Origin of the sequence: Colwellia sp. BRX10-4 (assembly GCF_014077465.1) — a bacterium.
In the GTDB taxonomy this organism is placed as follows: Bacteria; Pseudomonadota; Gammaproteobacteria; order Enterobacterales; family Alteromonadaceae; genus Colwellia_A.
The window spans coordinates 1-24800 of record NZ_JACGVZ010000023.1; the positions used below are offsets into that span (position 1 = coordinate 1).

General features: G+C 36.2%; 25 protein-coding genes, 1 tRNA gene and 1 pseudogene. 15 read left to right on the top strand and 12 right to left on the bottom strand.

Annotated features, from left to right (window positions below):
• On the top strand, positions 1-185 hold a 185-nt coding region (locus tag H4J67_RS15635), incomplete at its 5' end, for a Bor family protein (protein WP_220471667.1).
• A 281-nt stretch (positions 186-466) separates the two neighbouring features.
• Here the strand turns inward: H4J67_RS15635 and H4J67_RS15645 are convergent.
• Complete coding sequence (locus H4J67_RS15645) at positions 467-685, bottom strand: hypothetical protein (protein ID WP_182204280.1); 219 nt, start codon at positions 683-685, stop codon at positions 467-469.
• Between the two features lie 367 nt (positions 686-1052).
• Here H4J67_RS15645 and H4J67_RS15650 point away from each other — a divergent pair, with 367 nt between their 5' ends.
• The 4 genes from H4J67_RS15650 to H4J67_RS15665 all read left to right on the top strand — a co-directional run bounded on the left by H4J67_RS15650 (position 1053) and on the right by H4J67_RS15665 (position 3507).
• On the top strand, positions 1053-1496 hold the full coding sequence (locus tag H4J67_RS15650; RefSeq protein WP_182204281.1) for a hypothetical protein: 444 nt from the start codon (positions 1053-1055) through the stop codon (positions 1494-1496).
• A 64-nt stretch (positions 1497-1560) separates the two neighbouring features.
• Complete coding sequence (locus H4J67_RS15655; RefSeq protein WP_182204283.1) at positions 1561-1914, top strand: hypothetical protein; 354 nt, start codon at positions 1561-1563, stop codon at positions 1912-1914.
• Positions 1915-2202: 288 nt separating this feature from the next.
• Positions 2203-2541 (top strand): ribonuclease E inhibitor RraB, encoded by a 339-nt coding sequence (locus H4J67_RS15660; protein WP_259368642.1) that lies wholly within the window; start codon positions 2203-2205, stop codon positions 2539-2541.
• A gap of 78 nt (positions 2542-2619) precedes the next feature.
• Entirely contained in the window at positions 2620-3507 is an 888-nt protein-coding gene (locus H4J67_RS15665) for an alpha/beta fold hydrolase (protein WP_182204284.1), read from the top strand.
• Positions 3508-3597: 90 nt separating this feature from the next.
• Here the strand turns inward: H4J67_RS15665 and H4J67_RS15670 are convergent, their stop codons facing one another.
• Complete coding sequence (locus H4J67_RS15670) at positions 3598-4041, bottom strand: hypothetical protein (RefSeq protein ID WP_182173895.1); 444 nt, start codon at positions 4039-4041, stop codon at positions 3598-3600.
• Between the two features lie 271 nt (positions 4042-4312).
• Here H4J67_RS15670 and H4J67_RS15675 point away from each other — a divergent pair, with 271 nt between their 5' ends.
• A complete protein-coding gene (locus H4J67_RS15675; RefSeq protein ID WP_182173892.1) occupies positions 4313-4546 on the top strand; it encodes a hypothetical protein in 234 nt (77 codons plus the stop codon).
• A gap of 681 nt (positions 4547-5227) precedes the next feature.
• Here the strand turns inward: H4J67_RS15675 and H4J67_RS15680 are convergent.
• The 3 genes from H4J67_RS15680 to H4J67_RS15690 form a co-directional block, all read right to left on the bottom strand.
• A tRNA-Pro gene (locus H4J67_RS15680) sits at positions 5228-5304 on the bottom strand.
• A 98-nt stretch (positions 5305-5402) separates the two neighbouring features.
• A complete protein-coding gene (locus tag H4J67_RS15685) occupies positions 5403-7100 on the bottom strand; it encodes a DUF3413 domain-containing protein (RefSeq protein WP_182204287.1) in 1698 nt (565 codons plus the stop codon).
• A 64-nt stretch (positions 7101-7164) separates the two neighbouring features.
• On the bottom strand, positions 7165-7377 hold the full coding sequence (locus H4J67_RS15690) for a DUF1414 domain-containing protein (RefSeq protein ID WP_070373583.1): 213 nt from the start codon (positions 7375-7377) through the stop codon (positions 7165-7167).
• 79 nt (positions 7378-7456) lie between these two features.
• Here H4J67_RS15690 and yejK point away from each other — a divergent pair, with 79 nt between their 5' ends.
• The 4 genes from yejK to H4J67_RS15710 are packed head-to-tail and all read left to right on the top strand — an operon-like array spanning position 7457 to position 11330.
• The gene (gene yejK / locus H4J67_RS15695; protein ID WP_182173886.1) at positions 7457-8533 is read left to right on the top strand and encodes a nucleoid-associated protein YejK; all 1077 of its coding nucleotides are present in this window, start codon (positions 7457-7459) and stop codon (positions 8531-8533) included.
• A 29-nt stretch (positions 8534-8562) separates the two neighbouring features.
• On the top strand, positions 8563-9609 hold the full coding sequence (gene pyrC / locus H4J67_RS15700) for a dihydroorotase (RefSeq protein WP_182204289.1): 1047 nt from the start codon (positions 8563-8565) through the stop codon (positions 9607-9609).
• A 19-nt stretch (positions 9610-9628) separates the two neighbouring features.
• Positions 9629-10507: a 6-carboxytetrahydropterin synthase gene (locus H4J67_RS15705; RefSeq protein ID WP_182173880.1), complete on the top strand. Its 879-nt coding sequence runs from the start codon at positions 9629-9631 to the stop codon at positions 10505-10507.
• Entirely contained in the window at positions 10500-11330 is an 831-nt protein-coding gene (locus tag H4J67_RS15710; protein ID WP_182173877.1) for a M23 family metallopeptidase, read from the top strand. The genes H4J67_RS15705 and H4J67_RS15710 overlap by 8 nt, the downstream gene beginning before the upstream one ends.
• Before the next feature lie 77 nt (positions 11331-11407).
• Here the strand turns inward: H4J67_RS15710 and H4J67_RS15715 are convergent, their stop codons facing one another.
• The 3 genes and pseudogenes from H4J67_RS15715 to icd form a co-directional block, all read right to left on the bottom strand.
• Complete coding sequence (locus H4J67_RS15715) at positions 11408-12649, bottom strand: tyrosine-type recombinase/integrase (protein ID WP_182173874.1); 1242 nt, start codon at positions 12647-12649, stop codon at positions 11408-11410.
• Positions 12650-13028: 379 nt separating this feature from the next.
• A pseudogene (locus H4J67_RS20810) lies at positions 13029-13242 on the bottom strand (cold shock domain-containing protein); the annotation flags it as partial.
• Between the two features lie 136 nt (positions 13243-13378).
• A complete protein-coding gene (gene icd, locus H4J67_RS15725; RefSeq protein WP_182173866.1) occupies positions 13379-14629 on the bottom strand; it encodes an NADP-dependent isocitrate dehydrogenase in 1251 nt (416 codons plus the stop codon).
• A 309-nt stretch (positions 14630-14938) separates the two neighbouring features.
• Here icd and H4J67_RS15730 point away from each other — a divergent pair, with 309 nt between their 5' ends.
• Positions 14939-15175: an RNA-binding protein gene (locus tag H4J67_RS15730; protein WP_070373576.1), complete on the top strand. Its 237-nt coding sequence runs from the start codon at positions 14939-14941 to the stop codon at positions 15173-15175.
• Positions 15176-15267: 92 nt separating this feature from the next.
• On the opposite strand, the gene H4J67_RS15735 is transcribed toward H4J67_RS15730, so the two are convergent.
• From H4J67_RS15735 to H4J67_RS15745, 3 genes are all read right to left on the bottom strand, one after another.
• The gene (locus H4J67_RS15735) at positions 15268-17499 is read right to left on the bottom strand and encodes an NADP-dependent isocitrate dehydrogenase (RefSeq protein ID WP_182204293.1); all 2232 of its coding nucleotides are present in this window, start codon (positions 17497-17499) and stop codon (positions 15268-15270) included.
• A 271-nt stretch (positions 17500-17770) separates the two neighbouring features.
• The gene (locus H4J67_RS15740; protein ID WP_182204295.1) at positions 17771-18877 is read right to left on the bottom strand and encodes a hypothetical protein; all 1107 of its coding nucleotides are present in this window, start codon (positions 18875-18877) and stop codon (positions 17771-17773) included.
• Between the two features lie 18 nt (positions 18878-18895).
• Complete coding sequence (locus H4J67_RS15745; protein ID WP_182173857.1) at positions 18896-19453, bottom strand: phosphoribosyltransferase; 558 nt, start codon at positions 19451-19453, stop codon at positions 18896-18898.
• Between the two features lie 144 nt (positions 19454-19597).
• Between H4J67_RS15745 and H4J67_RS15750 the strand changes: the two genes are divergently transcribed.
• From H4J67_RS15750 to deoD, 3 genes are all read left to right on the top strand, one after another.
• Positions 19598-20503 carry an endonuclease/exonuclease/phosphatase family protein gene (locus H4J67_RS15750; RefSeq protein ID WP_070373572.1) on the top strand — a complete coding sequence of 302 codons (906 nt, stop codon included), beginning with the start codon at positions 19598-19600 and terminating at the stop codon, positions 20501-20503.
• 97 nt (positions 20504-20600) lie between these two features.
• Complete coding sequence (gene add / locus H4J67_RS15755; RefSeq protein ID WP_182204297.1) at positions 20601-21596, top strand: adenosine deaminase; 996 nt, start codon at positions 20601-20603, stop codon at positions 21594-21596.
• 248 nt (positions 21597-21844) lie between these two features.
• Positions 21845-22549, top strand: a complete 705-nt coding sequence (gene deoD / locus H4J67_RS15760) for a purine-nucleoside phosphorylase (protein WP_146800086.1) — start codon at positions 21845-21847, stop codon at positions 22547-22549.
• Positions 22550-22658: 109 nt separating this feature from the next.
• Here deoD and H4J67_RS15765 read toward each other — a convergent pair whose 3' ends face one another.
• Positions 22659-23879, bottom strand: coding sequence for a phosphopentomutase (locus H4J67_RS15765; RefSeq protein ID WP_182204299.1), 1221 nt, complete (start codon positions 23877-23879; stop codon positions 22659-22661).
• A 257-nt stretch (positions 23880-24136) separates the two neighbouring features.
• On the opposite strand from H4J67_RS15765, the gene udk reads away from it, so the two are divergent.
• A complete protein-coding gene (udk, locus tag H4J67_RS15770) occupies positions 24137-24787 on the top strand; it encodes a uridine kinase (protein WP_070373568.1) in 651 nt (216 codons plus the stop codon).
• Positions 24788-24800: the final 13 nt, after the last annotated feature.

The following is a 24800-nucleotide window of genomic DNA, read 5'->3' on the forward strand; positions in this document are numbered from 1 at the left end:
ATCATAACTTCGCCCTTTCTTTATATGAGGGCTCGCCAGTTGTAGACCTCCAAAAAGAATGTGCTAACACGCCTTGGGCATCAGTAAAAACCGAATTAACTTTTATAAACGGTTTGGCTAGTGGTACAGCAAATATGTTGGGACCAATTTGGTACCCAAAAACGGTTCAAGTATCGTGTAAATAAAATATAACAACACGCCCTGAGGTGGACAACAAGTTAAATTTAGCTAGTTATTGCAAATTTTAACAACGGTGAGCCTCTTCGTTTTAATGCTCTCATTGATTTTAACTCAGGTATTATCACTGAAAGTTTATCTATGTGAAGTTTAATCATTTTAACTTGTATGAATGCATCTGTGGGGTCATTTTTTGCGCCGCTAGGTGTTAATGCTTTGTGGTAATTTGCGACCGCGGATGGATTCACCGTAAATAAGACGAGGTGGTCATATTTTGCGAACGCATAAATTAAGGAACTTTTTTAAGTTTACACACAATAGCAATTTTCTGATCTGTGTAACGCAGCTTAAGCTCCATTGCCCATTTGCGAATCGCTTCTGGTTTATGTTTTATAATGGTGTAGTGATAGTGTTTGGTGTTTTTTGGGATCTCACATATATCATGTTTATTGTCAGCCCAATCGATACCAATAAGTGCATCGAAATCATCGACGTTATATGCTTTCATTTTATGCTCCAGCGAGTAAAGTTATAGATGGAATGTGCTTAAGTCTCGTTTCTCGCAGGTCTTATAGATAGTCTTCGTAGGCGATCCCTGAGTATGCGTTTGAAGCGAGTAGCTCTGTTGGTTCGAACGTCTTGTTAGAAACATTGGATGTTTGCCGTTCAATATTCGTAACCAACAGAGTCATATTCCACTTATCAACTATTGTAAATTAATCGATTGACAAATGGATTTGTCCAACTATAAGCAATTCAACAGGACTAAAAAAGCGGGCTGTTTGCTTCGCTCCATTTTAGGCCACTATTTTTAGTCTGTTATTTGGGCTTTAGGGAGCAGAGATAATCTCTGCACATTATTAAGGAGTTGAAAAATGATTAAGTTTTTATTTTTGTGTTTGTGCATAATACCCAATGTTGTATTAGCTGCTAGTGATGAATTTTATGACACAAGTACGATTCAAGAAGTAAAATCTATTTATTGGTTAAATCAAAAGCAAGATAGTGCAATTATTTATGCTAGATGGGAAAATTTTAATTTAATAAAAAATTTTATTGATACTGTAGTATTAATGGGGTCAACAACCAAAAATCCAGTCAACCTAGAAAGTGCTGACATATTGTTGTTAACGTCTCCAAATCAGAATGAATTGTTTAAAGTGTACTTTACTGATGGCTTCATCACTATAAATAGACAATCATATACTGCAGACTCAGCAGTCATTTCTAAGTTTAGAGAAATGAATAAGAGTAGGATTGCTAAGGGGGATTCAATAACTTCCAAGGTATTAAAACGCGTGTTTAAATCAAATGATTAGAGCTGACTGGTGTTAACTGCTTTCTGGCAAGCGTTTAAACGAGCGTTATATGTAAAGGATAGTCATGTTAAAGTTAATAGTTTTAAGCTCAATTTTTATAGTTTCAATTTTTTCACCTGAGGCAAAAAGTGATGAATGTAATCTTACCGGCATTTGGGATCACTCAGCTAAACTGGCAAAACTTTTTATTGATTTAACTAAAGGCGAAATCTCCGTTTATTCTCATAACTTAAACCCTGAGTATATAGGGTTAGTTGTATTAAAAAGTATTAAGATAGGCTCAACAAAATCTTCTTGGGATGCAAAAATGTATAGTGCAGCAGAAGGTTCATTCGTTGATGTTCAAATAACTGCAAAAAGCTGTGATCAAATAAGTGTCGCGTTTCAAGGCGAAGAAGTATTAGGATTAGTTAGGTAATTTACTATAAGCTATTCAAGTGGAAAAAATATAGTTGGCTATTTGCATATTATTGGCGCGTTATGTTTAAGAACAAACTATTTCTAACAATTAATTCAAAGTATTTTAAGCATAAAAAGCCAATTAAGCAGGAATAAATACAGCGAACTGTTCGTCCTGTTCTATTATAGGCCACAATTTTTAGCCCGGTCATTGGGTGTTATATTACAAGGGATTTTTGTATGAAAAATAATATTATTAACTTTAGTACTTATTTCTACTTGTGGCTGTGCTACAAAGCAGATAAATCTGGAACCTTCACCATTAAATTACCTTGAAGTTGATCAAAGTTTAATTGAGTTGCTCATTCAGAAAGGATCTAATGCAAAGAAAGTACACTGGGTAAGTTTTATGGTTGACTGCAAAAGTCAGCAACAAGTTGCTGAAATAATATCAAGAGCAAAAATTGTTTGCTTTGACGATGATTACATATTCTATTCTGAAAAAAGGCAACTTTGCTCTTCATCTTTAAGCGCTTATATGAAGTTGAATTTAAGTGAGATTTCTTCATTTAGAGCTAAATTAATGCCCTTAATTCCATCAAACTCATGTGGAACAGTAGGTTGGGGCGCATCGGTAGAAATGTAATATAAGCTATACAAGCAAGGCAAATAACAGTTGGCTCTTAATAGGGCGTTAGGCATCAAATATATACAGGGATAGTGTATGAAATCATATTTAGCATTTATATTTCTCTTGGTAAGCTTTAGCAGTTCAGCCAACGATGAAACTCTATTACCAACAAAGAAAGGACTTTATGATCTTGGTGGTTTTAAACTTTATTTAGAATGCTATGAAAACGATAAACCTAAGTTGATTTTAGAGCAAGGTTATAGCAGAGCAGGCTCGGATGGAGCTTGGATGAATAATGTTAAGCGGTTAAATAAAACTTTCAGTATTTGTTTATACGACCGTTTAGGGTTGGGGAAAAGTGAGAAAGGGCCTGTACCTTTTACCGTTTATGATACGGCAAACTGGTTACATGAATTATTGTCTGTCGCCAATGTTAAACCTCCATATTATTTTGCTGGTGGTTCCTATGCATCCTACATTATTCGAGCTTACAATCATTTATATACCAGTGATGTTTTAGGTGCTGTATTCATTGACCCAGGTATTTATGGGTATTTTCATACAATGGCTACAAGATGGCCTGATGGCTTTGAAACAGAAAATAAAGATTTGCGAGATATAATGGAATTTGAGTTAGGTGTAAAAGACCCTATGTTTAAAAACATGGCTGAAAAAGTAGATCATCTTAAAAGTTATGAGTTAATCACAGCTTCCAAAACTTTTGAAGGTAAGCCTCTTATTGTTCTTTTTTCAAAAACAAGTAAAGATTATATTAACCAAACACCTAGATATGATGAGCCTTTTGTTCCCGACAGTATTGCTAAGCCTATGAATGATTTATATGCTAATGCAATTAACAGTTTTAAAGCTTTATCGACTGATACTAAAATTATTTTTTCTGAATCAAAAAGACATCATCTTCATATAGCAGATCCTGATCTAGTTGTTAGTAATATTGAATCATTGATTGGTGGTCATTGATGCTTAGTGAAGCATTCAAGCAGGCATTTTAACCATTGGTTAGGTGGCGTTAACATTATAATCACCAATTAAAAGGCTCTTAATAGGGCGTTAGCTGTATTTGTAGTATCCTGCTATTTTTTTGAATATTTCTGTTATTTCAGGAGATTGCTCAATTTTTCTTAATTCCAATATTTTATTTTGAGCCTTAAGATATGCTTGTTCAAAGGTTTTATTATCAATTGTGATATCAGTTTTTTTCTGTTTGCCATTTACAATAATTTGAATATGTAAAATTTGTTTTATTGAACCACTTTTATTTTTTAATGTTCGTTTTAGTCCAATAACGGTTCCATCGGGATGAAATATCTTATTTATATCTAACTGCATACGTATTTGACGATATAGTCTTTTTTGAGAGATTTCTTTTTGTCTTTTCTCTGCTAAAATTTTAGCTTTGTCACCATGCTTGGCAATAGAAAAGTATTCTTGAATACCAAAAACCTTATCTTGAACTCTATATCGCTTAACATTTTGTATATTTGGGTGTGCCATGACAGTCATAATTGTAATATTTACCTGCGTTTAATGGAGTTAATTATAAATCGTTCATTCCTTAAACTTATTAGCCAGCAGGATTATAAATATTTTAATGTAATATTCAAGCTTAAATAGAAGACAAAAATGTAGTTTTTTCCTACGTAACAAGTAGATAACATAAAGCTAACAAGCCATTTAACAAGGACAAGTAAGAGTTTGCTATTTGCTCCCTCGTCACTTTTTTAACCAACAATTAAAACCTCTTAATGGGGCATTTGGAAGCTAAATGAAAGTTCAGCATATCATCGACGATTTAGAGTCTGTCTTTAGCAAGCAGCCTGAAACAAAAGAGTATGATGTCGCCTTTGCCTGTTACTCAGAAGACGGGTCAGGAAGTATAGAAATTGACTACGTGAAGCCTTTGATTGGGATGATGATGATGAATTTTTTCTTATTCCTGAAAACTGTGCGAAACACTATGAGCGAGAAGCAGTTAAGTATAAAGCAGCGCACTTTGTAGAAGAATTAAAAAACATTAAAATTGAGAACTTTTCAGAATTTAAAACTTATGTAAGAGAAAAGATTAAAATAGCAAAGGACGGTTCTGTTGTTTCATTAAACTCACCTATGTGGGGAACAGGTGTTCACGATGCTGAGAAGTTTGTATATTTCTATCACGGCAAAGAGAGGGCGTAGCTAAAATAATACGGTGGTCTCTTTTCTCCATTATATTTTCTTGGTGTTATTTGTAAGCCTTCCACTTCAAGTATTACTGCTAAGCTAGCTGGAATAGGCTAATGATAAAACCAGGTGTTTTCCAAAACTTAAACTTGCAGTTTTTTCAGTGTATGTGCTTCTATAGTTAAACAGGTATAACTTTGTGTTATTTGGCTTAACGGGTAATCATAATCCTAAACTATCAACAAGATTATAATTTTTGTCTTTTGCGGCCTTATCAATATTGCCTAACGGTTATGATTTTTTAGCTATGAAGCATCAATAGTATAATAAACAACCAGATCTTTCTAAATAACATCATAATTATGAGTAATAGATAGTGTTACTTGGAGTGTTACATTAGCGGTGGGATTTTATAACACAATATAGGTTTGTAAAAAGCGTTATAATTTTGCTAGTTAGTTGTTTGGATTGGCTTTTAGGCATAAAAAAAGACGCCCTAGGACGTCTTGATTTATAAATGTGGTCGGAGTAGCAAGATTCGAACTTGCGACCTCACGTCCCCCAGACGCACGCGCTACCAAGCTGCGCTATACCCCGAATCAGTAAACATTAAGAGGGTTAATCTGTTTACTGTCTGTATAATAATGGTTTAAATACTGATTGCAATATAAAATATAGAAAATCAATCTGTTAGTTTATTTATTGTTCAATTTCTCTACCTGCTTACTAAACTGCTTAATAAAGTTTACCCCATCAATCATTAATGGAAAATCAGAGTTTACCATTATAGGAGCCGCTAATTGTCGAGAGTAGCTTTGGAAATTACCGTTTTGATCAATAAACACTGATTTGTCTTTACTAAATACCATCATGCCATCGTCCATGGTATTGGCAATAATACGGTCTTTGGATAACCGCAGAACATTTTTGCCATTACTATAGGTTTTTTCATTAATGTCACAGTTTAACCATTCCTGTATTAAGGTTGGTTGAATATCCATGTGACTGGTTAAATGGCTCACTGTCTTACTTTCACTTTCAGGCAAAATGAGTAACGAAGGTTTAATAGATAAACTGGTCGCCTTGGTCTTGTTACCAACGGAAGTGATCCAAATAATATCTTTAGTTTGTTTTGTTTTTTGTGCTAGTAGCAAAGCATCCATAAACAATTCAAATTGGTAAGTATTACTGTCAGCAAAATAAAATAAATGTAAGCCTACAGGTAAGCTATTAAGCTTATCAGCAAAGACTAGTGATGAAATATTATCAAGTGTCGTTTGCTGATTAAATAAAGGTTCAAAACCTTGTGATTCTAGAACTAGTTCTTTATTTATCTTGTCATCGCCATGGATCATTGTGTAAGAACTTGCCAACTTATTTCTGTCTAATAATTGAAAGAGTAAAGGGATCGCCTTTTGTTCTTCCAAGCCTTCTTGATAAATACTTGGCAAGCTGTAAAACAAGTTAAACCACGCGTTTTTGTGTAAGGCGTTATCGATATGATGTTCGAGCGTTAACTGGTTTTGGGTGTTTCTCTGCTTAAATTGCTTGATCTGTTTATCTGTTAAGCTGACATCGTTAACCACCATAAATACTGATTTCTGTATTGGTGTTTGTGAAACACAGGCTTCATTGAGCAGCGGGTATTGCGGAATAGCATTGGTAAAGGCTAGTGGGCTTGTTGTTCTTTCTATATATGCTTCACGGTCAAACATACCGTATTTTGTGAGTAATGTTTTAGCCGTCGATGGGTATGACAAAGGTAATACTGTGTCTTGCCTTAAAATATCATATTCTAAGTTCGCATCAGCCCAAATATGTAATAAGTGGCTAAAGAAAAAAGAACAGACTAAACCGATAACAACAAACTTTGCGAAGACGACTTTCTGTAAGTCTCTTAAATGTTTCCACGCATAATTACTTATAGTTAATTCGAAGGCTAAAATAAATAAGGTTAATACGATACTAACAAACCAAAACATACGGCTGTTATGTTGTATTTGCGTGCTAATTAAATCAACAATTTGTGCACTTGAAGAAGCATTTAGATGGTAACCCAAACTGTTATATATATAAGCATCTAGCAGTAATATTAACAATTGCAGGGTAAAAACCACAGAGGCTATCGCTCGAATAAAACGGGTATGTGGAAATATTAAGGTGATCGGGAATAATATTAAAACAAAAGTCATAAAGGTTAAAAAACCCATATGACTAAACCACGTGGTGATTAAATAAAATTGTCCAAGGAATGTCTCGGGACCTCCTTCACTAAAAATATAAAAGGATGATAATCCAATGGCGGCAATTATATTAAAAAAAGTGAACCAATGGCTCCAACTGATTAGGTGTAACAGGCGCTTGCTATACGTTTTTGAATCAAATGCAACCATAGTTAATTATCATTCTCTTATTATTGTAGTTTATCAGTTCTATATTTTATGAATATAGGGGTAATTATAAGACCGACTTTTTTAAAGCATTAGTGAAATTGGTTACTATATCAGCTCTTTTTGCTTCAGGAATATTTTTATTAATAATTTCTGTTAAGGTATTTCCTAAGCACATCAGCGCTAGATCAGGGGTTGCAGACTCATTAACTAAAACATTATGTAAATCTTGGATAATTTTTTCTACACGTTCATTCGAATACTTGGATACAATAGGCATCTTAAATACTTAATAGGTTATTTGATAGATTGGTACAAGTTTATCAAATGCCTGAACAATATAAAACTGGCCTTTAACTATGAGCTTAATTATTTCAAACATTGCCCTACATTTTTTAACCAAAAAAGAAGAAACCGGTGAAGTTGTACTGCGTTTAGGGCCAGAATCTATCGATATCAGCAATAAGATTGAAAATTTTGTTGATGGACTTCATAAAATCTATAATGCTAAAGCGAGTAAAGCTTACGGACATTTTACCACTATGCCTGCAGTAGGAGATACTGCTCGTTTTGTTGATATTATGGAAAGCTACTTAGGTGAATCACAAAGTTTTTATGCTTTTAGTAGTCAGGCGGCTAATTTATTAAAAAATGAATTGGAAAAATATAACCTGGCTGAAACCGGCTACTTAGTTGTTTGCCACTATGAGTATATGGGTGGTCGTTATTTACTAGCTACAGTGATCCCCGTTTCTGAACATTATTCTGTTGATGGCGAATTGAATATTTCTGCTGACAAACACCTTGATACCGCGCGTATGCAATTAGCAGCGCGTATCGATTTATTTGATTATAAAGAAAATCAGCAAGGTAATAAGTATGTTTCGTTTATCAAAGGTAGAGCGGGTCGTGTTGTTTCTGATTTCTTTTTAGACTTTTTAGGTTGTGAAGAAGGCTTAAATTCCAAAGAACAGACACAAACGTTAGTGCAGGCTGTTGAAGATTATGTTGCTGTTAATCAACTTGATGCGACAGAAAAACAGAATACCCGCAAAGAATTATTGAGTTACTGTAAAGAACAAAAAAGCGCTGCTCAGGATGTCTCCATTCAAGAAATAGGGCAAGTGATCAAGCAAGAGGGCGCTACTCAAGATTTTCATCAATTTTGCCAAGAGCAATCTTATCCGTTGGAAGAATCTTTTCCACATGATCAAACGGTTGTTAATAAAGTCACTAAGTACTCAGGGTATGGTAATGGTATTAGCTTGAGCTTTGAACGCAGCCACTTTGGTGAAGACGTTGTTTACAATGCGGCAAATGAAAGTATCACTATTTATAAAGTCCCCCCAAATTTAAAAGAGCAATTATTAGCGTTATTGCAAACAGCTGATAAGAAAGAGCAAGATGCTCATCAATCTGAAAATACAGAATTTTAAAGTTAGTTAACTAATTTATAGGTATAAAAATGACAACATTAACCATTACTCGCCCAGACGATTGGCATGTACATTTACGCGATGGCGATGCTTTAACGACCACAGTTCCAGATATTAGCCGTTACTTTGGCCGCGCTATTATTATGCCAAACTTAGTTCCTCCCGTTACCAATGCAGAATTAGCGATGCAATATCATCAACGCATTATGGCTGCTAATATAAACGGCTCAAAACAAAGTACGCCATTTCAACCATTAATGGTGCTTTATTTAACTGATAAAACAACCGTACAAGAAATATATGACGCTAAAGCAACGGGTCTTGTTTTTGCGGCTAAGTTGTATCCTGCTGGAGCAACGACAAACTCTTCTTCTGGTGTGACGAGTATTGATAACATCGCTGATGTACTTGTAGCAATGCAAGAAGTGGGCATGCTTTTATTGGTCCACGGCGAAGTGACTGACAGCCATATTGATATATTTGATCGTGAAGCGATATTTATTGAAACTATTTTAACGCCCTTAGTAGCAAAATATACGGATTTAAAAATAGTTTTAGAACATATAACCACTAAAAATGCGGTTGAATTTGTTGAGCAAGCAGGTCATAACGTTGCGGCGACAATTACCGTTCACCATTTATTATTTAATCGTAACGATATGTTAGTTGGCGGGATTAAACCTCATTACTACTGTCTACCTATTTTGAAACGTAATATTCATCAACAAGCATTAATTGCTGCAGCAACTGGAGGGAGTCGTAAGTTTTTCTTAGGAACTGATTCTGCTCCTCACCCACAACATGCCAAAGAATCGGCTTGTGGTTGTGCAGGATCTTATACGGCACATGCAGCAATTGAGCTCTATGCTGAAGCATTTGAAGCAGCAGGGGCCTTGGATAAGTTAGAGGGCTTTGCGAGTTTACATGGGCCAGCATTTTATAATTTACCGGTTAATAGCGATAAAATAACTTTAGAAAAAGCCCAATGGCATGTACCAGCGACTATGTCGTTTGGTCATGATGTTGTTGTGCCAATCCGTGCTAACGATACTATTGCTTGGCAAGTAAAAGACTAGATTTAAATAGGAAGTAATAATGCAATTATTTGTAAATGATTTAACGGTCATTGATTTTTCATACTGTTGCCAGGAACGTGGCATTGTCGGCGAGAGTTGGATCGTTGATGTACTCCTTGATGGTGCTCTCAATGAAATGAGCATGGTGCTTGACTTTGCTGTGGTTAAAAAGCAAATTAAAGCAATTATAGATGATGCTGTTGATCATAAATTATTATTACCGATGAAAAACGAATGTATGACTGTTACTGATTCATTACATCAGAAAAACCATGAATACGTTGATTTTATCAGTGAGCGTGCCAGTTACTATTTACAGTCACCAAAATGTGCTTTTGCTAAAATTACTAGTGATACGATTGATGTAGCATCTGTTACTGAGCATTTAACCGCAATAATTCTTGAGCAATTACCACAAAATGTTCAAGGTCTTAAGCTAACCCTTCGACCAGAGAATATAAGCGGCGATTTTTACCATTACACCCATGGTTTAAAATTACATGACGGAAATTGTCAGCGTATTGCTCATGGTCACCGTTCTACTATTCATATTTTACAAAAAGGTCAACGTGTAGCGGCATTAGAAAAAGCTTGGTGCTTACGTTGGCAAGATATTTATATTGCTTCAGGTGTTGACCGTGTTGCAAAAGCAGATATTGAACTGTCAAATTTTGCTCAACACAATTTGACGCCCGATCACCATTTCTTTTCTTATACCGCGCCACAAGGTCGCTTTGACATCGCGGTTGAGAATAAGGTATTAGACGTTGTCGATTGTGACTCAACCGTTGAGCTTTTAGCCGACTTTATTGCCAGACAATTAGTTGCTGATAATCAACGTGAGGTAACGGTTGTTGCCTTTGAAGGTGTTGGTAAAGGCGCGATTGCAAATGCTTAATACTAAAAACACTAAGCTTATAACCTTATGTTTAATAGGTGTTTTTTTTAGTCAGCACTCGTTTGCTGATATTAAGCTTTCCGGAGAAATAAAGCAGGGCGCTTTAGTTATAGGTAAAACAGCTAATGATAATGTTGTTACCTTTGATGGGAAAGTACTGCCTTTATCTGAGTATGGCGATTATGTTTTTGGATTTAGCCGCGATGATGATAAAACGCATCAATTAGTGATCACTCAGCCAAATGGTGAAAAAGAATTAAAGTCTTTAACACCGGTAAAGCGTCAATACGATATTCAACGTATTGAAGGTATTGCCAAAAAAATAATGAACCCCAATCCAAAAGCTGTTACTCGTTCTAAGCAAGATGGCGCGCAAGTGAGTACAGCCAGACAAACCTTAAGTACTAAAACTGATTTTGCAAAAGGTTTTATTGCACCAATAACAGGCATTATTACGGGTGTCTATGGTAGCCAACGGGTTTTTAATGGTGTACCTAAACGTCCTCATTATGGTTTAGATTACGCAGGAAAAACCGGCGATCCAGTCAAAGCTCCCGCAGCAGGCACTGTGGTAATGTTCGTACCTGATATGTTTTATTCAGGTGGCACCATGATAATCGATCACGGTCATGGTATTACTTCTAGTTTTTTACATTTAAGTAAATCTTACGTTAAAACCGGCGACGAAGTTAAAAAAGGACAAGTTGTTGCTGCCGTTGGCGCTAGTGGCAGAACTACAGGTCCTCATTTAGATTGGCGTATTAATTGGTTTAATATGCGTTTAGATCCCGCCTTAGCGTTAAAAGCTGTTGCCATTAAATAGAAAATATTAACGCGATATTAAGGTCTACATTCATTTATTAAGTCGGTAGTAAGTTATACAAATAAATGAGTGTAGGATTAATTAACCCGTCTTTTTTTACCACTTTCAGCACGTTTCTTATTTTCACTTTGAACATATACCGTATCGGTTGTTGCCATGCTTGCATGACCCAAATCTTCTGAAATATCTTTAAGAGGGCGCCCACGTTCAATTTCCATACTTGCACCGGTATGCCTTAACCAATGGGCAGAAGCTTCTTTCAATTTTAATGCCTTATTTTCACCTTCGGATCTGCGCATATTTTCATGTGCTTGATCGAAAACACTTTGAACTAAACGGCGTAAATGTCGAGATGTCATACCACCTTGGCCACGAACTTTCTCAACAAGAATTGAATTTTCATTACTTGATGGTAAGCCTAATAAACCTCGGGAAGAGCGGTAACGTTCTAAAAAAGGTAAGAAATCAAGAGGAACGGTGATATCACGCAATTTACGGCTTTTTCCAAAGACTTTAAGCCACCAATTTTCATCATCATCTTGCCAAAAGTGTCCCATTGTAGGTGACCAATTTGCACGTTCTGATAGTTCCGAAATTCTTAAAAAAAGAGTTTTTAATGCAGATATAACAAATAAATTTCGTTCAAATAGTGGGTTTTCATCAGCCATTTCAATGGCTGTATCTAAAACATATTGCCATTGGCTAGCGGTTAAGCGTTTAACTTCTTTAACTTGAGAGTCTATTATAAAATGTCGGCAATCTTTTTTAGCTATTTGTGCAGGATTACCAATGCAAAAATCCTCAGCCATTAAATAGTTGTAGAAAACGATAATTGCGGTAAACATTGATGAAAGTGTTTGTTGTGATGGACGATATTTTTTCTTATCGATGATATATTCAGATTTTAGACTTTTAGGTGCTTGGATTTTATATGGGAACCAAAGCTTATTAGCTAAGGAATAACCATTGGATATTTTGAAACGTTCTTGATTTGATGTACCAATCCAAGTAACTGGTGGCTGCCAACAAAAGTCAGCATATTCAAGTAAGTCTGATTTACGTAATTGGTCTATTGGTTTTTTCTTTTCAATAAATGACCATAAAAGAAAACGTTCAACGTCATTTCTAAATCGGTCATAAGTATGTGTAGATTTATTTCTACCAATATAAGTAAGGAAAATTTTCCCCCAATCAAATTGTTCAAGCCACCAAGGTTCATTTGATGAGAATATTTTATCTAACTCTGGGTAGTCATCAAAATCAAAATCACACAAATCAATGTATGGTGGATATAAAGGAACAGGTTTATTTAACAACATTATTTTGAAAACCAAGTAGATAGTACGTATAAAGGCAGTCTAAACCATTATACCCACTATGTCCAATACTGAAGAGTATCGGACATAGTGGGCTATATGAAATCTAGGGAAGTGCTCCCCGTAATTACTTGCAGAATAAAAAACTTCTGATCTGCTATTATAATTTTAATCATCTCTTATTCATTGCATAAACTTGTCGTCTAGCAACGCAATAAATTATGAACGTTATTTTAAATTTATCGCGTTAAGTGTTAAGACGCTATGCCTAGTCGTTGAAATGCAAAAGCACCAATACCTATTAGTACTAATATTAAAACAAGCTTACTCTTAACGGCTGAAGTATTTCTATAAAAACGAGGTTTATGCGCTTGTATAATTTTAGCTTCAACACCTTCAATACGGCAATTAACGGCTTTGCTTTTACCGTTAGCTTGCTCTTCTACATCAAAATAAATTAAATCACCTACTTTAGGTTTTCTACTCATCTCTTTTAATGATGATATATGAATAAAGGTATCTTTAGTCAGTTCACTCGATTTAATGAAGCCAAAGCCTTTATTATCTTTCCAACTTGTTAATTGTCCTTTGTGCATCACGGTTCCATTACAGATTTTAGTTATAAACTATAAAAGCTTTTTCTAAGGTAAATATTACAATAATTATCATTAAAAAAGATCAATCGAATATGATCCGACTGATCCTCTTTACTATAACTTAATGTCGTTAATATTACATATGGTCAATAATACAATCACCAAACTCTGAACATGTAACCAGTGTTGCACCATCCATCAAACGTTCAAAATCGTAAGTGACTGTTTTAGCGTTAATAGCACCTGACATACCTTTAAGTAATAAATCAGCGGCTTCAACCCAACCCATATGTCTCAACATCATTTCTGCAGACAAAATAACAGAGCCTGGATTAACTTTGTTCAAACCCGCATATTTTGGTGCTGTGCCATGTGTTGCTTCAAAAATGGCAATATCATCATTCATGTTCGCGCCTGGTGCAATACCAATGCCGCCAACTTGTGCTGCCAATGCGTCAGATATATAGTCACCGTTTAAATTCAATGTTGCGATAACACTGTATTCTGCGGGTCTTAATAAAATTTGCTGTAGCATTGCATCAGCAATAACATCTTTAATGATGATCTCTTTACCTGTTTTTGGGTTTACAAATGAACACCAAGGACCACCCGCAATAAAGTCAGCACCAAATTCATCGCGTGCTAATTGGTAACCCCATTCTTTAAAGGCGCCCTCGGTATACTTCATGATATTACCTTTGTGTACTAAAGTTACCGACTCTCTGTCGTGATCTATAGCATACTGAATGGCTTTTCTCACTAAGCGTTCGGTACCTTCTTTAGATACCGGCTTAATACCGATACCACAGTTTTCGGTGAAACGAATTTTTGTTGCGCCCATTTCATCGGTTAAAAACTTAATCATTTTCTTTGCTTGATCAGAACCCGCTTTATACTCAATACCAGCATAGATATCTTCTGAATTTTCTCGAAAAATAACCATATCTACTTCGCTTGGCTTTTTAACAGGGCTTGGTACACCGGTGAACCATTGTACTGGGCGCTGGCAGACATATAGATCTAATATTTGTCTAAGTGCTACGTTTAATGAACGCATGCCACCACCTACAGGCGTAGTTAACGGCCCTTTTATGCCAACTTTATACTGCTTAAACATTTCTAATGTTTCTTCAGGTAACCATGTTTCTGAATCGTAAACTTGGGTTGCTTTTTCACCGGCATAAACCTCCATCCAGTGGATCTTACGGTCACTGTTATAAGCTTTTTCAACAGCAGCGTTAACAACTTTAATCATTGGCGGTGTTACATCGATGCCAATACCATCACCTTCAATAAAAGGGATAATAGGATTATTCGGGACACATAGCTGCCCATTTTCACAGGTAATGGCTTGACCTTCAGTCGGGATTTTTACGTTCGTAGACATATATGATTCCTCTTCTTTAGCACAATAACGTTAACAGGTATTAACTTTAAAGCTATATTGTTTGAATTATGGATAAAACTGCTTATTTTAGTATAGGTTATCTTTACTTGAATGTTAAAAATAAATGAAAAAGACATGCAACACTAATACAAAATAGATGATATTGACTATAACCGAGGTGAATAATTTAAACAATCGTTTAAATTATGCGTTTGAAAGCTATTAATACCCGCTAATGAAATAAAATAGCTTGGTGAAAGTAAACTATCTTGAGATAATTACTATCAATATTATTTTTTAGGATTGTTGATGAAACTATTAGTACGTAACTTATCTCGCTCTACAACCGAACAAGAAATTCGGATTTTATTTTCAGCTCATGGTGGTGTCACCGAATGTACTTTAGTTTTAGACCAAGAAACGGGAAAATCTAAAGGTTTCGCGTTTGTGGCAATGCCTAATGAAGCAGAAGCTAAAAAAGCGATAAAAGCACTGCACGAAACTAGAATTGGTAGTAATAGAATTAGAGTGAAAATATCTAAGTAAGACTAATTATCATTATTAGCATTCAATAAAAAGGCTGAGTATCAATTAAGATACTCAGCCTTTTTTATCTTTATAACTTAACGAGTGTTACGTTACAGTAAGCTAGACAATATAGTATTAAACGTTTCGCTTGGACGCATCGCTTTACGCGCTAGGTCAACATCAGCATAATAATAACCGTTAATGTTCATTGATGGACCTTGAGCGGCATTTAATTCAGCAATAATTTTAGCTTCTTGCTTAGTTAATGCTTGAGCAATAGCAGTAAAACTCGCTTTTAACTCTTCATCATTTGTTTGTTCCGCAAGTGCTTGTGCCCAGTACATAGCTAGATAAAAATGGCTACCACGGTTATCTAATTCACCCACTCTACGTGAAGGCGATTTGTTTTCATCGAGGAACTTACCTGTTGCTGAATCTAGCGTATCAGCAAGTACTTGCGCTTTGTTATTCTTGGTATGAACGCTTACATGTTCTAAAGAAGCAGCAAGGGCTAAAAATTCACCCAAAGAATCCCAACGTAAATGGTTTTCTTTTTCAAATTGTTGAACATGCTTAGGTGCTGAACCACCCGCGCCTGTTTCAAATAATCCGCCGCCATTCATTAGTGGCACAATTGAAAGCATTTTAGCGCTGGTGCCTAACTCTAAAATTGGAAATAAATCAGTTAAGTAATCACGTAAAACGTTACCGGTTACTGAAATAGTATCTTCACTCTTAGCGGTTCGCGCTAAAGTAAACTCACAGGCTTTAACGGGTTCTAAAACCTGAATATCTAAACCTGTTGTATCATGGTCAGCTAGATAGGTATTTACCTTTTTAATCATCTCTGCATCATGGCCACGATTTTCATCTAACCAAAATACTGTCGGTACATTAGTGGCTTTAGCACGAGTCACGGCAAGTTTAACCCAATCTTGAATAGGGGCATCTTTAACCTGACACATTCTCCAAATATCACCTTGAGCAACGTTATGTTCTAATAAGGTATCGCCGTTGTCATTAACCACTCGAACTGTACCTTTACCTGTCATGGTAAAGGTTTTGTCATGTGAACCGTATTCTTCAGCTTTTTGCGCCATTAGACCTACGTTTGGCACTGTACCCATTGTTGTTGGGTTGAATGCACCGTTTTCACGACAAAAATCGACAACCGCTGAAAAGACACCAGCGTAGTTACGATCTGGGATCATAAATTTAGTATCTTTTTGATTGCCATCACGATCCCACATCATACCAGAAGCTCTTAAAGCCGCAGGCATTGAAGCATCAATAATGACATCGCTTGGTACATGAAAATTAGTAATACCTTTGTCTGAATCAACCATCGCAACTTCTGGACGTGTGGTATAAACAGCGGCTAAATCGGCTTCAATTTCTTTTTGTTTTTCGCTTGGTAAACGAGATATTTTTGCATACACATCGCCAATACCATTATCAGCATCTACACCAAGTTGTTCGAAAATAGCAGCATGTTTGTCAAAAACATCTTTATAGAAAACTTTGACTGCATAGCCGAACATGATTGGATCTGAAACTTTCATCATGGTTGCTTTTAAGTGAAGAGAAAGTAAAACGCCCTCTTCTTTAGCTTTAGCTGTTTGTGTTTCATAGAATTCAATTAATGCCGCTTTGCTCATTACTGCCGCATCGATAATTTCTTTGTCTAATAATGGTAAGTGTTCTTTTAATAAGGTGACCGCACCATTGTCGCTAACGAATTCAATTTTTACATTGGTTTCGCCATTTATAGTGGTTGATTTTTCACTACCGTAAAAGTCACCCGCTGACATATGAGCAACGTGTGATTTAGAATCTTTTGACCAAGCACCCATAGAATGAGGGTTTTTGCGTGCATATTGTTTAACTGAGCTAGGCGCACGACGGTCTGAGTTACCTTCACGTAAAACAGGATTAACCGCAGAGCCTAAAACTTTTGCGTAAGTAAGCTTAATAGATTGCTCTGCTTCATTTTGTGGTTCAGCTGGGTAGTTTGGTAAGTTATAATCTTTAGCTTGAAGCTCTTTAATAACGGCTTCTAGTTGTGGTATTGAAGCTGAAACATTAGGTAATTTAATGATGTTAGCTTCTGGTGTTTTAGCTAACAGGCCTAATTCTGATAAAGCATCACTTACACGTTGTTCTGCTGTTAAGTATTTTGGAAAGTTCGCTAATACACGGGCCGCAAGTGAAATATCACGCGTTTCAACGTTAATACCAGAAGAAGCCGTAAATGCCTGAATAATTGGTAATAAAGAGTGAGTCGCCAATGCAGGCGCTTCATCGGTAATCGTATAAATTATTTTTGTTGAATCTGAGCTCATTTACTTTCCTATTGCTAATTGCCTAATAAAGTGAAAACACCACTTATTGGCATTATTCATCACTGTATTACTATTAATTATTCCGCGAGAACGCTAAAGCGTATTAAAAATTTATCACTATTTATTCGCGATCTATTTGCCTGAGTAAGTACAGACATAAAAAACCAGTGGCTGTACCACTGGTTAACCTGAGCATTATAAACTTTCAAGTAAGCTTCGTAAACAATATGGCTATAATTACAAATAACTATGTTGTATATGTAGCGATTATTTATTCTAACCAACCTTTATCAATGGCTAGCGAAAACAATAAGGGCGAAAAAGTTTTGTACTTATCATAATTTGACGGACATTTTGCATTTTCTATGTAATGCGCTTTCCATGGATCATTAATTAGCCAAATATTATTATTAGCTACTGCAACGCCTTCTAATGAGGTGTTATCGATAGGCTCCCAATCACTGCATTCGTTATTTTTAATACTCACTGGCGCTAAGAAATTCATAGCAATAACTTTCGTTGGTTGTTTCTTTGCTAAATCGATAATCCATAATTGATCATCATTCCTAGCTGCAGCAACGATATAACCAGGGTGATTATCTTTCGATAGATAGTCCATACCATTAATAGGGTGCATACCCTGACTAAATGTCGGTAATAGAACTTCAGTATCAACTACCGGAGCAAATTCATCAGTCGCCCAAAAGTTTTCGTCTAACACCAACGAAAAAATACGCGCTAAACCTTTACTATCTTTTTCCAAACCAAGGTATAACGTGTTGTCTTGACCAAAAGCTAGTCCCTCGATACCATCATTAGAAAAATCACCGACGTTATAACTTGCGTCAAATTGCAAGGGTCTAACATGTGTCATTGATAATATATTATTATCATCAAGCGCTAATCTCACAATAAGTGTCGGGTATGTTGTCGACCCGGTGTTTTGAAAACGCTGTTGACATACCGATGAAAGTTTATCGCTATTACGGGCATCTTCGGTCACTATAATGAAAATTTTATCATTGTTAGGGTCAACCGCTAAAGCTTCAAAATCAGGCTCACCTGCTAGATACGAGGAAAAGCAGCTGGACTTTACCTGGCTAGACATAGTCATGAACAACGATTTTTCTTCTACTAAGCCACTCGTGGGCTCAATAATATGTAATTGTTTTTGCTGAGAGTTATCAGCTGAACCATCAGAAAGAGTCAGTAACTTGTCGCGCCATAGCTTTAACGCGGAGGTTTGTGGATCAAACATAACTTGCTGATCAGTTTCTACCAGCCATTTCCCCTTTAAAGTCACTTGCTGATAAATGTTATCATCAGCAAGTACAGTAAAAGCCGAGAGATAGATAGCTATAAAGGGTAGTAGCTTCATTAACAACTCAACCTGTAATTATTTTAAAAGGTGTAATATATTGGTAAGGTCAGATTTGCCTTCAGCAATTTCTTCTTGTGTTAATCCTGACAACTCATGTGGAAATACCAACCACTCATCAGACTCGTGAACGTAGTAGTCTGGTTTGATATCAACCACATTATTGGTTGGCTTATACCAAGGACAAGCAATGCGAACATCAGTTGGCATATTATTACGCGCTAATTTTTCAAGTTGTTTTATTAATGCATCAATACTGCGGCCTGAATCAAAAACATCATCAACAATCAATAAGCCATCAGTCGCATTAGCATTTTCGATAATGTAATGCAAACCATGCACTTTAATTTCTTTACTTTGTTGGTTAATGCCATAGTAAGAAGAAGTACGGACAGCGATATGATCTGTGTCGATATTTTTAAAATCAAAATACTCCTGAACAGCAATACCAACAGGTGCTCCACCACGCCATATGCCTATGATAAATTGTGGACGAAAACCATCTTCAAAGACTTTTGCGGCCAGTCTAAAAGAATCTTCTAGTAATTCTTGTGCGGTGATAAATTTTTTATTCATAGTGGTTGTTTCTTACTGTAAAAGTAGTGTAATGTGGCGAATTATATCAATTCTTGACCGAATGGTTAAGTAAATTATTCAGTGAATTAACGTTTATTATTTACCTGTACTCAAAAAACTTGAGTTTAACTAAGAGAAGTATTAATGCAAAAAACAATATTAACAACTGCTAGTTTACTATTTAGCTTAATGTATGTCTCACCAAGTTACTCTCAAGAACTAAAAGTAGCTTCATGGAATATCGCTTGGTTAGGTTCTCATGAGTATAATAAACGAAAATCAGATGATTATCAGCAATTAGCCGTCTATGCTAAACAACTTGATGCCGATGTGATTGCTTTACAAGAAGTTGAAGATGAAAATTGGGCAAAAATGGTCTTTGGTAACGAATACGATTTTTATTTTTCTACAAAAGACTGGGTACAACGTGTTGGTGTTGCCGTTAAAAAATCAGCGGGCTTAACTGTGGTTGCCAAAGAATATAAAGCATTAAATGTTACCCGTGTCAGACATGGTATGGATTTAACCTTATCTCGAGATGGTAAACAAATCAGGTTACTTGCCGTACACTTAAAGTCTGGTTGTTTTGCTTTGCCACTAGATAGCAAATACCTTGCAGCGATGCCAAGTAGTACAGATAAAGAATTAAGACTAAAAGAAGCCTGCACCACATTAAGTATGCAAATAGACCCACTTGAACGTTGGGTAGATGAACGAGCTAAAGATAATGAAGCCTTTATAGTACTTGGCGATTTTAACCGCAGATTTTCACAAGATGTAAGTCATCAATATGCAGAAGACCAAGGTTTGTGGCAAGCCCTTGACGATGAAGGCAATGAAGCGCTTTGGACACCAACGATGACAAAAGAGTCTGCTTGTTGGGGCGGTTACTACAAAGATTATATCGACCATATAGTTTTTAACCCTAGCGCTAAAAACATGTATGTCGAAAACTCTTTTGAACAATTAGTTTTCAAAGAAAAATATACTCGCGAGCTTGCAAATACATTAACAGACCATTGCCCTATTTCGGTTAAAGTCCAGCTTTAAACATTTAGTAAGGATTTTGAGCTAGAATAGACGACAGACATAAACCGTTGCTAGTGTTAACTAGCAACACTTTATATTATCAGGACAATAGACCCATATGTATAATAAGCAACTGCCACTTATAGATCTTCACCGACATTTAGACGGAAACATTCGACCTCAAACTGTTTGGCAATTAGCTCAGAAAAATAATATTGCTTTACCTGAAACTAATTTTGAAGACTTTTTACCTCATATTAAAATTACAGACAATGAAGCCGACCTGCTCGCTTTTTTAAAGAAGTTAGATTGGGGCGTGCAAGTACTTTCTTCATTAGATGATGTTATTCGTATCGGTTATGAAAATGTTGAAGATGCTTATCTGGCTAATATTGATTATGCAGAATTACGTTTTTCACCTTTTTATATGGCAATGACCCACAAACTCCCTATTGAAGGTGTTGTGGAAGCGATTATTGAAGGCGTTAACCAAGGCCGTAAAAAGTACCCGACCAAAATAAATTTAATTGGTATTTTGAGCCGTACTTTTGGAGTAGACAACTGCGATACTGAGCTTAACGCCCTTTTAGCCTATAAAGATAATATTGTTGCACTTGATTTAGCGGGTGACGAGTATAATTTTCCTGGTAGCCTTTTTGAAAGTCATTTCAAGAAAGCATCGCATGCGGGGTTGCAAGTAACCGTGCATGCGGGTGAAGCGGCTGGACCAGAAAGCGTTTGGCATGCTATAGAAAAACTAGGAGCCACCAGAATTGGTCATGGCGTCGCTTGTGTAAAAGATCAAAAGCTAATGGACTACATGCTTAAACATAACATTGGTCTTGAGTCTTGCCTGACATCTAATTATCAAACAGGTACGATAAAAGATTTAAGTCAGCACCCCGTAAAAACCTTTTTAGCAAATGGCCTTAATGTTTGTTTAAATACCGATGACCCTGCAGTTGAGAATATTGAGCTTGAAGATGAATTTAACCTTGCCAGTAACTTACTTAAACTCAGTGAAACACAAATAACGCAATTACAAAGCAATGCCATTGAAATGAGTTTTTTAAGCCATGATGAAAAACAAACATTACGCCAATTAAAACTATAGCGTAAAGATAATATTGCTATCAATCACACAGTGATTATAAATTTTATTGGTTGTTGTTAACCTTAATGATTAATAGGTAATTGATCGTTACAGTACTTAGTATTATTATACCCATATTAACTTTTAGGCGACTTTTAAATAGTCGCCATAAACATTTTTTCAGTAAAAAACCCTTGATAGCAGTTTGATCCCATCAGGTCTGGCTAGAAACTTACTGAGTTACACTTAAAAACTAAAGGATAACTCTTATGCCAACTCCACATATTGAAGCTCAAGCAGGCGACTTTGCAAAAACTGTATTAATGCCGGGCGACCCACTTCGCGCTAAATATATTGCTGATAATTTTTTAGAAAATGTTAAATGCGTTACACGTGTTCGAAACATGTTTGGCTACACGGGCACCTATAAAGGCAAGCCTATCTCAGTAATGGGTTCTGGAATGGGGATCCCTAGCGTTTCAATATACGCGACTGAATTATACAAAGACTACGGCGTTGAAAGTATTATTCGTATTGGTTCTTGTGGCGCTGTTCGTGATGACATTAAAGTACGTGATATTGTTATTGGTATGGCAGCAAGTACCGACTCTAACGTTAACAGACAGCGTTTTCATGGCGTTGATTTTGCCGCATGTGCAGACTTTTCATTGTTAAAAAGTGTTGTTGATACGGCTGAACGTTTGAATAAACCTGTTCGCGTTGGTAATATTTTCACGGCGGATTTATTTTATACTCCGCAGCCTGAAATGTTTGCCACTATGGAAAAGTATGGAATTTTAGCGGTAGAAATGGAAGCGGCTGGCCTTTATGGCGTTGCAGCCGAATACGGTAAAAAAGCTTTAACGGTATTAACCGTAAGCGATCATATTAAAACCGGTGAACAAACTACCGCAGATGAGCGCGAAACCACCTTTAAAGACATGATGGAATTAACCTTAGAAAGTATCCTATAACGTTATATTCGTTCATCCTGAACATAAAAAAGGGGGTAGCATTTTTGCTAACCCCTTTTTTATAACCATTATTTACACGAATAACAGCTTTTTAATCAAACCCACTTCGCTACTTATTGTTAAAGTTAAGCTCAGTTAGAAAGCTGGTGCCGTAATCCATTTTATCAACATTAAACATTTCAGCTATGGTTTGCCCTAAATCAGCAAAGGTTGTTCGTTTACCTAAATTTACCGAAGCAATATTGTGATGATAAGCCAATACTGGCACATACTCACGGGTATGGTCGCTACCTGGCCAAGTTGGATCACATCCATGGTCAGCGCTTAAAAACAGCACATCGTTATCGGTCATCGCATTGAGTACTTCAGGGATACGTAGATCGAAGGCTTCAAGTTCTTGTGCATAGCCGACCGGGTTACGTCTATGGCCAAAATCTTGGTCGAAATTAACCAAATTAGTAAATATTAACGAATTATCTGCTGCACTATTAAGATGTTTAATACTGGCATCGAGTAAAGCATCTAAGCCCGTCGCTTTGGTTTTTTCGCTAATACCTTGATGGGCAAAAATGTCAGCAATTTTACCGACACTGATCACATGCGTACCGGCATCAAAAATTTTATCTAATACGGTTGGTGCTGGAGGTAATACCGAATAATCGCGGCGGTTACCTGTTCGAGCAAAATTGTCTGGGTTGTCACCGATAAAAGGCCTGGCAATAACTCGCCCTATATTAAGGCCTTCAAGTTCTGCTCTTACTGTTTCACAATACTTATAAAGATTGTCTAGACCAAAATGTTCTTCATGTGCGGCAACCTGAAAAACGCTATCTGCTGAGGTATAACAAATAGGTAAGCCAGTTTTGATATGCTCTTGTCCTAACTTTTCTAAGATAACCGTACCTGAGGCATGACAATTGCCAAGCATGTCGCTAAAGCCAGTGGCTTTGTTAACTTTATCTATTAGGTCAACCGGAAAGGCTTTTTCTTTATTGGTGAAATATCCCCAATCAAAGAGAACCGGCACACCTGCCATTTCCCAATGACCACTTGGGGTATCTTTACCTGTGCTTATCTCTTGTGCGTAACCATAAGCCCCTTTTTGAGGTTCACCACCTTGCTGTGGAAAATCGGTATTGGACGCCTCATGGCAAGCTTTAAATAAGCCCAAACTTGCCAAATTTGGTAAGTTTATCGCTTTTCCAGTCTCTGCATAATATGCTTTAGCGAGGTTAGCAAGGGTATTTGCGCCTACATCACCAAACTCAGCTGCGTCAGCAGAGTAACCGATACCAAAACTGTCTATCACTAAAACTATTGCGCGGGCCATAGCATTTCCTTTATGATCATTTTTTCAATATATATTCATAAATAGCAGAATAAAACATGACCACATGGTCAAGTTGTGCTAATTTACCATCTTTTGAAAATGGGGTAAATGATGCTTTAAAATATACGCGAATAAAGTAACGTATTTTTGATCATTTAACCGTAAAAGTATAAAATTAGCGTTAATTACTATCACATTATCACTAATGATAGGATTAAAACCATTTCTGAAGCTGAATTATCGACAGGCATAAACAATTGAACGCAAATAAACCGACAATCATTACAATCACAGGTCCTTCTGCATCGGGTAAAACCCTTTTTGCGCATACTATTCACGACGAACTTATCGATGAATTAGGTGAAGACGGTATTTCTATTCTAAGTGAAGACGCTTACTATCGCGATCAATCTCATTTGTCGATGTCTGAGCGTGAACAAACAAACTATGATAATCCCAGTGCCTTTGAACATGACTTGTTAACTGAGCACTTAAAAAACATCACTGAAAATAAATCTATCGACGTACCTATTTACTGTTATAAAACGCATACACGTTTAAATGAAACACGGGTATTTACCCCAACAAAGATTGTGCTTGTTGAAGGTATTTTACTGCTTTCAAACAAAGCACTTAGAGATCAGTTTGATATAAAAGTCTATATGGATACGCCTCTTGATATTTGTCTAGTTCGACGAATTAAACGTGATTTAACCGAGCGAAATAGAAGTGTTGAGTCTGTAACAAATCAATACTTAGAAACCGTTAGACCTATGTATTATCAATTTATTGAACCCTCTAAAGCTTGGGCTGATATAGTGATCACACGAGGCGGAAAAAACAGAATGGCGATAGAAGTACTTAAAGCAAAAATTCGTCAACTGTCAAAATTACCATTACAAAAATAGCAATAATAATAAC

Excerpts from the sequence above, each read along its gene's own strand:
- H4J67_RS15735 (WP_182204293.1), bottom strand. The coding sequence starts at position 17,499 with ATGAGCTCAGATTCAACAAAAATAATTTATACGATTACCGATGAAGCG.
- add (WP_182204297.1), top strand. The coding sequence starts at position 20,601 with ATGTATAATAAGCAACTGCCACTTATAGATCTTCACCGACATTTAGAC.
- H4J67_RS15675 (WP_182173892.1), top strand. The coding sequence starts at position 4,313 with ATGAAAGTTCAGCATATCATCGACGATTTAGAGTCTGTCTTTAGCAAG.
- H4J67_RS15650 (WP_182204281.1), top strand. The coding sequence starts at position 1,053 with ATGATTAAGTTTTTATTTTTGTGTTTGTGCATAATACCCAATGTTGTA.
- H4J67_RS15715 (WP_182173874.1), bottom strand. The coding sequence starts at position 12,649 with ATGTTGTTAAATAAACCTGTTCCTTTATATCCACCATACATTGATTTG.
- H4J67_RS15740 (WP_182204295.1), bottom strand. The coding sequence starts at position 18,877 with ATGAAGCTACTACCCTTTATAGCTATCTATCTCTCGGCTTTTACTGTA.
- H4J67_RS15690 (WP_070373583.1), bottom strand. The coding sequence starts at position 7,377 with ATGCCTATTGTATCCAAGTATTCGAATGAACGTGTAGAAAAAATTATC.
- deoD (WP_146800086.1), top strand. The coding sequence starts at position 21,845 with ATGCCAACTCCACATATTGAAGCTCAAGCAGGCGACTTTGCAAAAACT.
- yejK (WP_182173886.1), top strand. The coding sequence starts at position 7,457 with ATGAGCTTAATTATTTCAAACATTGCCCTACATTTTTTAACCAAAAAA.
- pyrC (WP_182204289.1), top strand. The coding sequence starts at position 8,563 with ATGACAACATTAACCATTACTCGCCCAGACGATTGGCATGTACATTTA.
- H4J67_RS15655 (WP_182204283.1), top strand. The coding sequence starts at position 1,561 with ATGTTAAAGTTAATAGTTTTAAGCTCAATTTTTATAGTTTCAATTTTT.
- icd (WP_182173866.1), bottom strand. The coding sequence starts at position 14,629 with ATGTCTACGAACGTAAAAATCCCGACTGAAGGTCAAGCCATTACCTGT.
- H4J67_RS15750 (WP_070373572.1), top strand. The coding sequence starts at position 19,598 with ATGCAAAAAACAATATTAACAACTGCTAGTTTACTATTTAGCTTAATG.
- H4J67_RS15730 (WP_070373576.1), top strand. The coding sequence starts at position 14,939 with ATGAAACTATTAGTACGTAACTTATCTCGCTCTACAACCGAACAAGAA.
- H4J67_RS15665 (WP_182204284.1), top strand. The coding sequence starts at position 2,620 with ATGAAATCATATTTAGCATTTATATTTCTCTTGGTAAGCTTTAGCAGT.
- H4J67_RS15765 (WP_182204299.1), bottom strand. The coding sequence starts at position 23,879 with ATGGCCCGCGCAATAGTTTTAGTGATAGACAGTTTTGGTATCGGTTAC.
- H4J67_RS15670 (WP_182173895.1), bottom strand. The coding sequence starts at position 4,041 with ATGGCACACCCAAATATACAAAATGTTAAGCGATATAGAGTTCAAGAT.
- H4J67_RS15705 (WP_182173880.1), top strand. The coding sequence starts at position 9,629 with ATGCAATTATTTGTAAATGATTTAACGGTCATTGATTTTTCATACTGT.
- H4J67_RS15685 (WP_182204287.1), bottom strand. The coding sequence starts at position 7,100 with ATGGTTGCATTTGATTCAAAAACGTATAGCAAGCGCCTGTTACACCTA.
- H4J67_RS15745 (WP_182173857.1), bottom strand. The coding sequence starts at position 19,453 with ATGAATAAAAAATTTATCACCGCACAAGAATTACTAGAAGATTCTTTT.
- H4J67_RS15710 (WP_182173877.1), top strand. The coding sequence starts at position 10,500 with ATGCTTAATACTAAAAACACTAAGCTTATAACCTTATGTTTAATAGGT.
- H4J67_RS15645 (WP_182204280.1), bottom strand. The coding sequence starts at position 685 with ATGAAAGCATATAACGTCGATGATTTCGATGCACTTATTGGTATCGAT.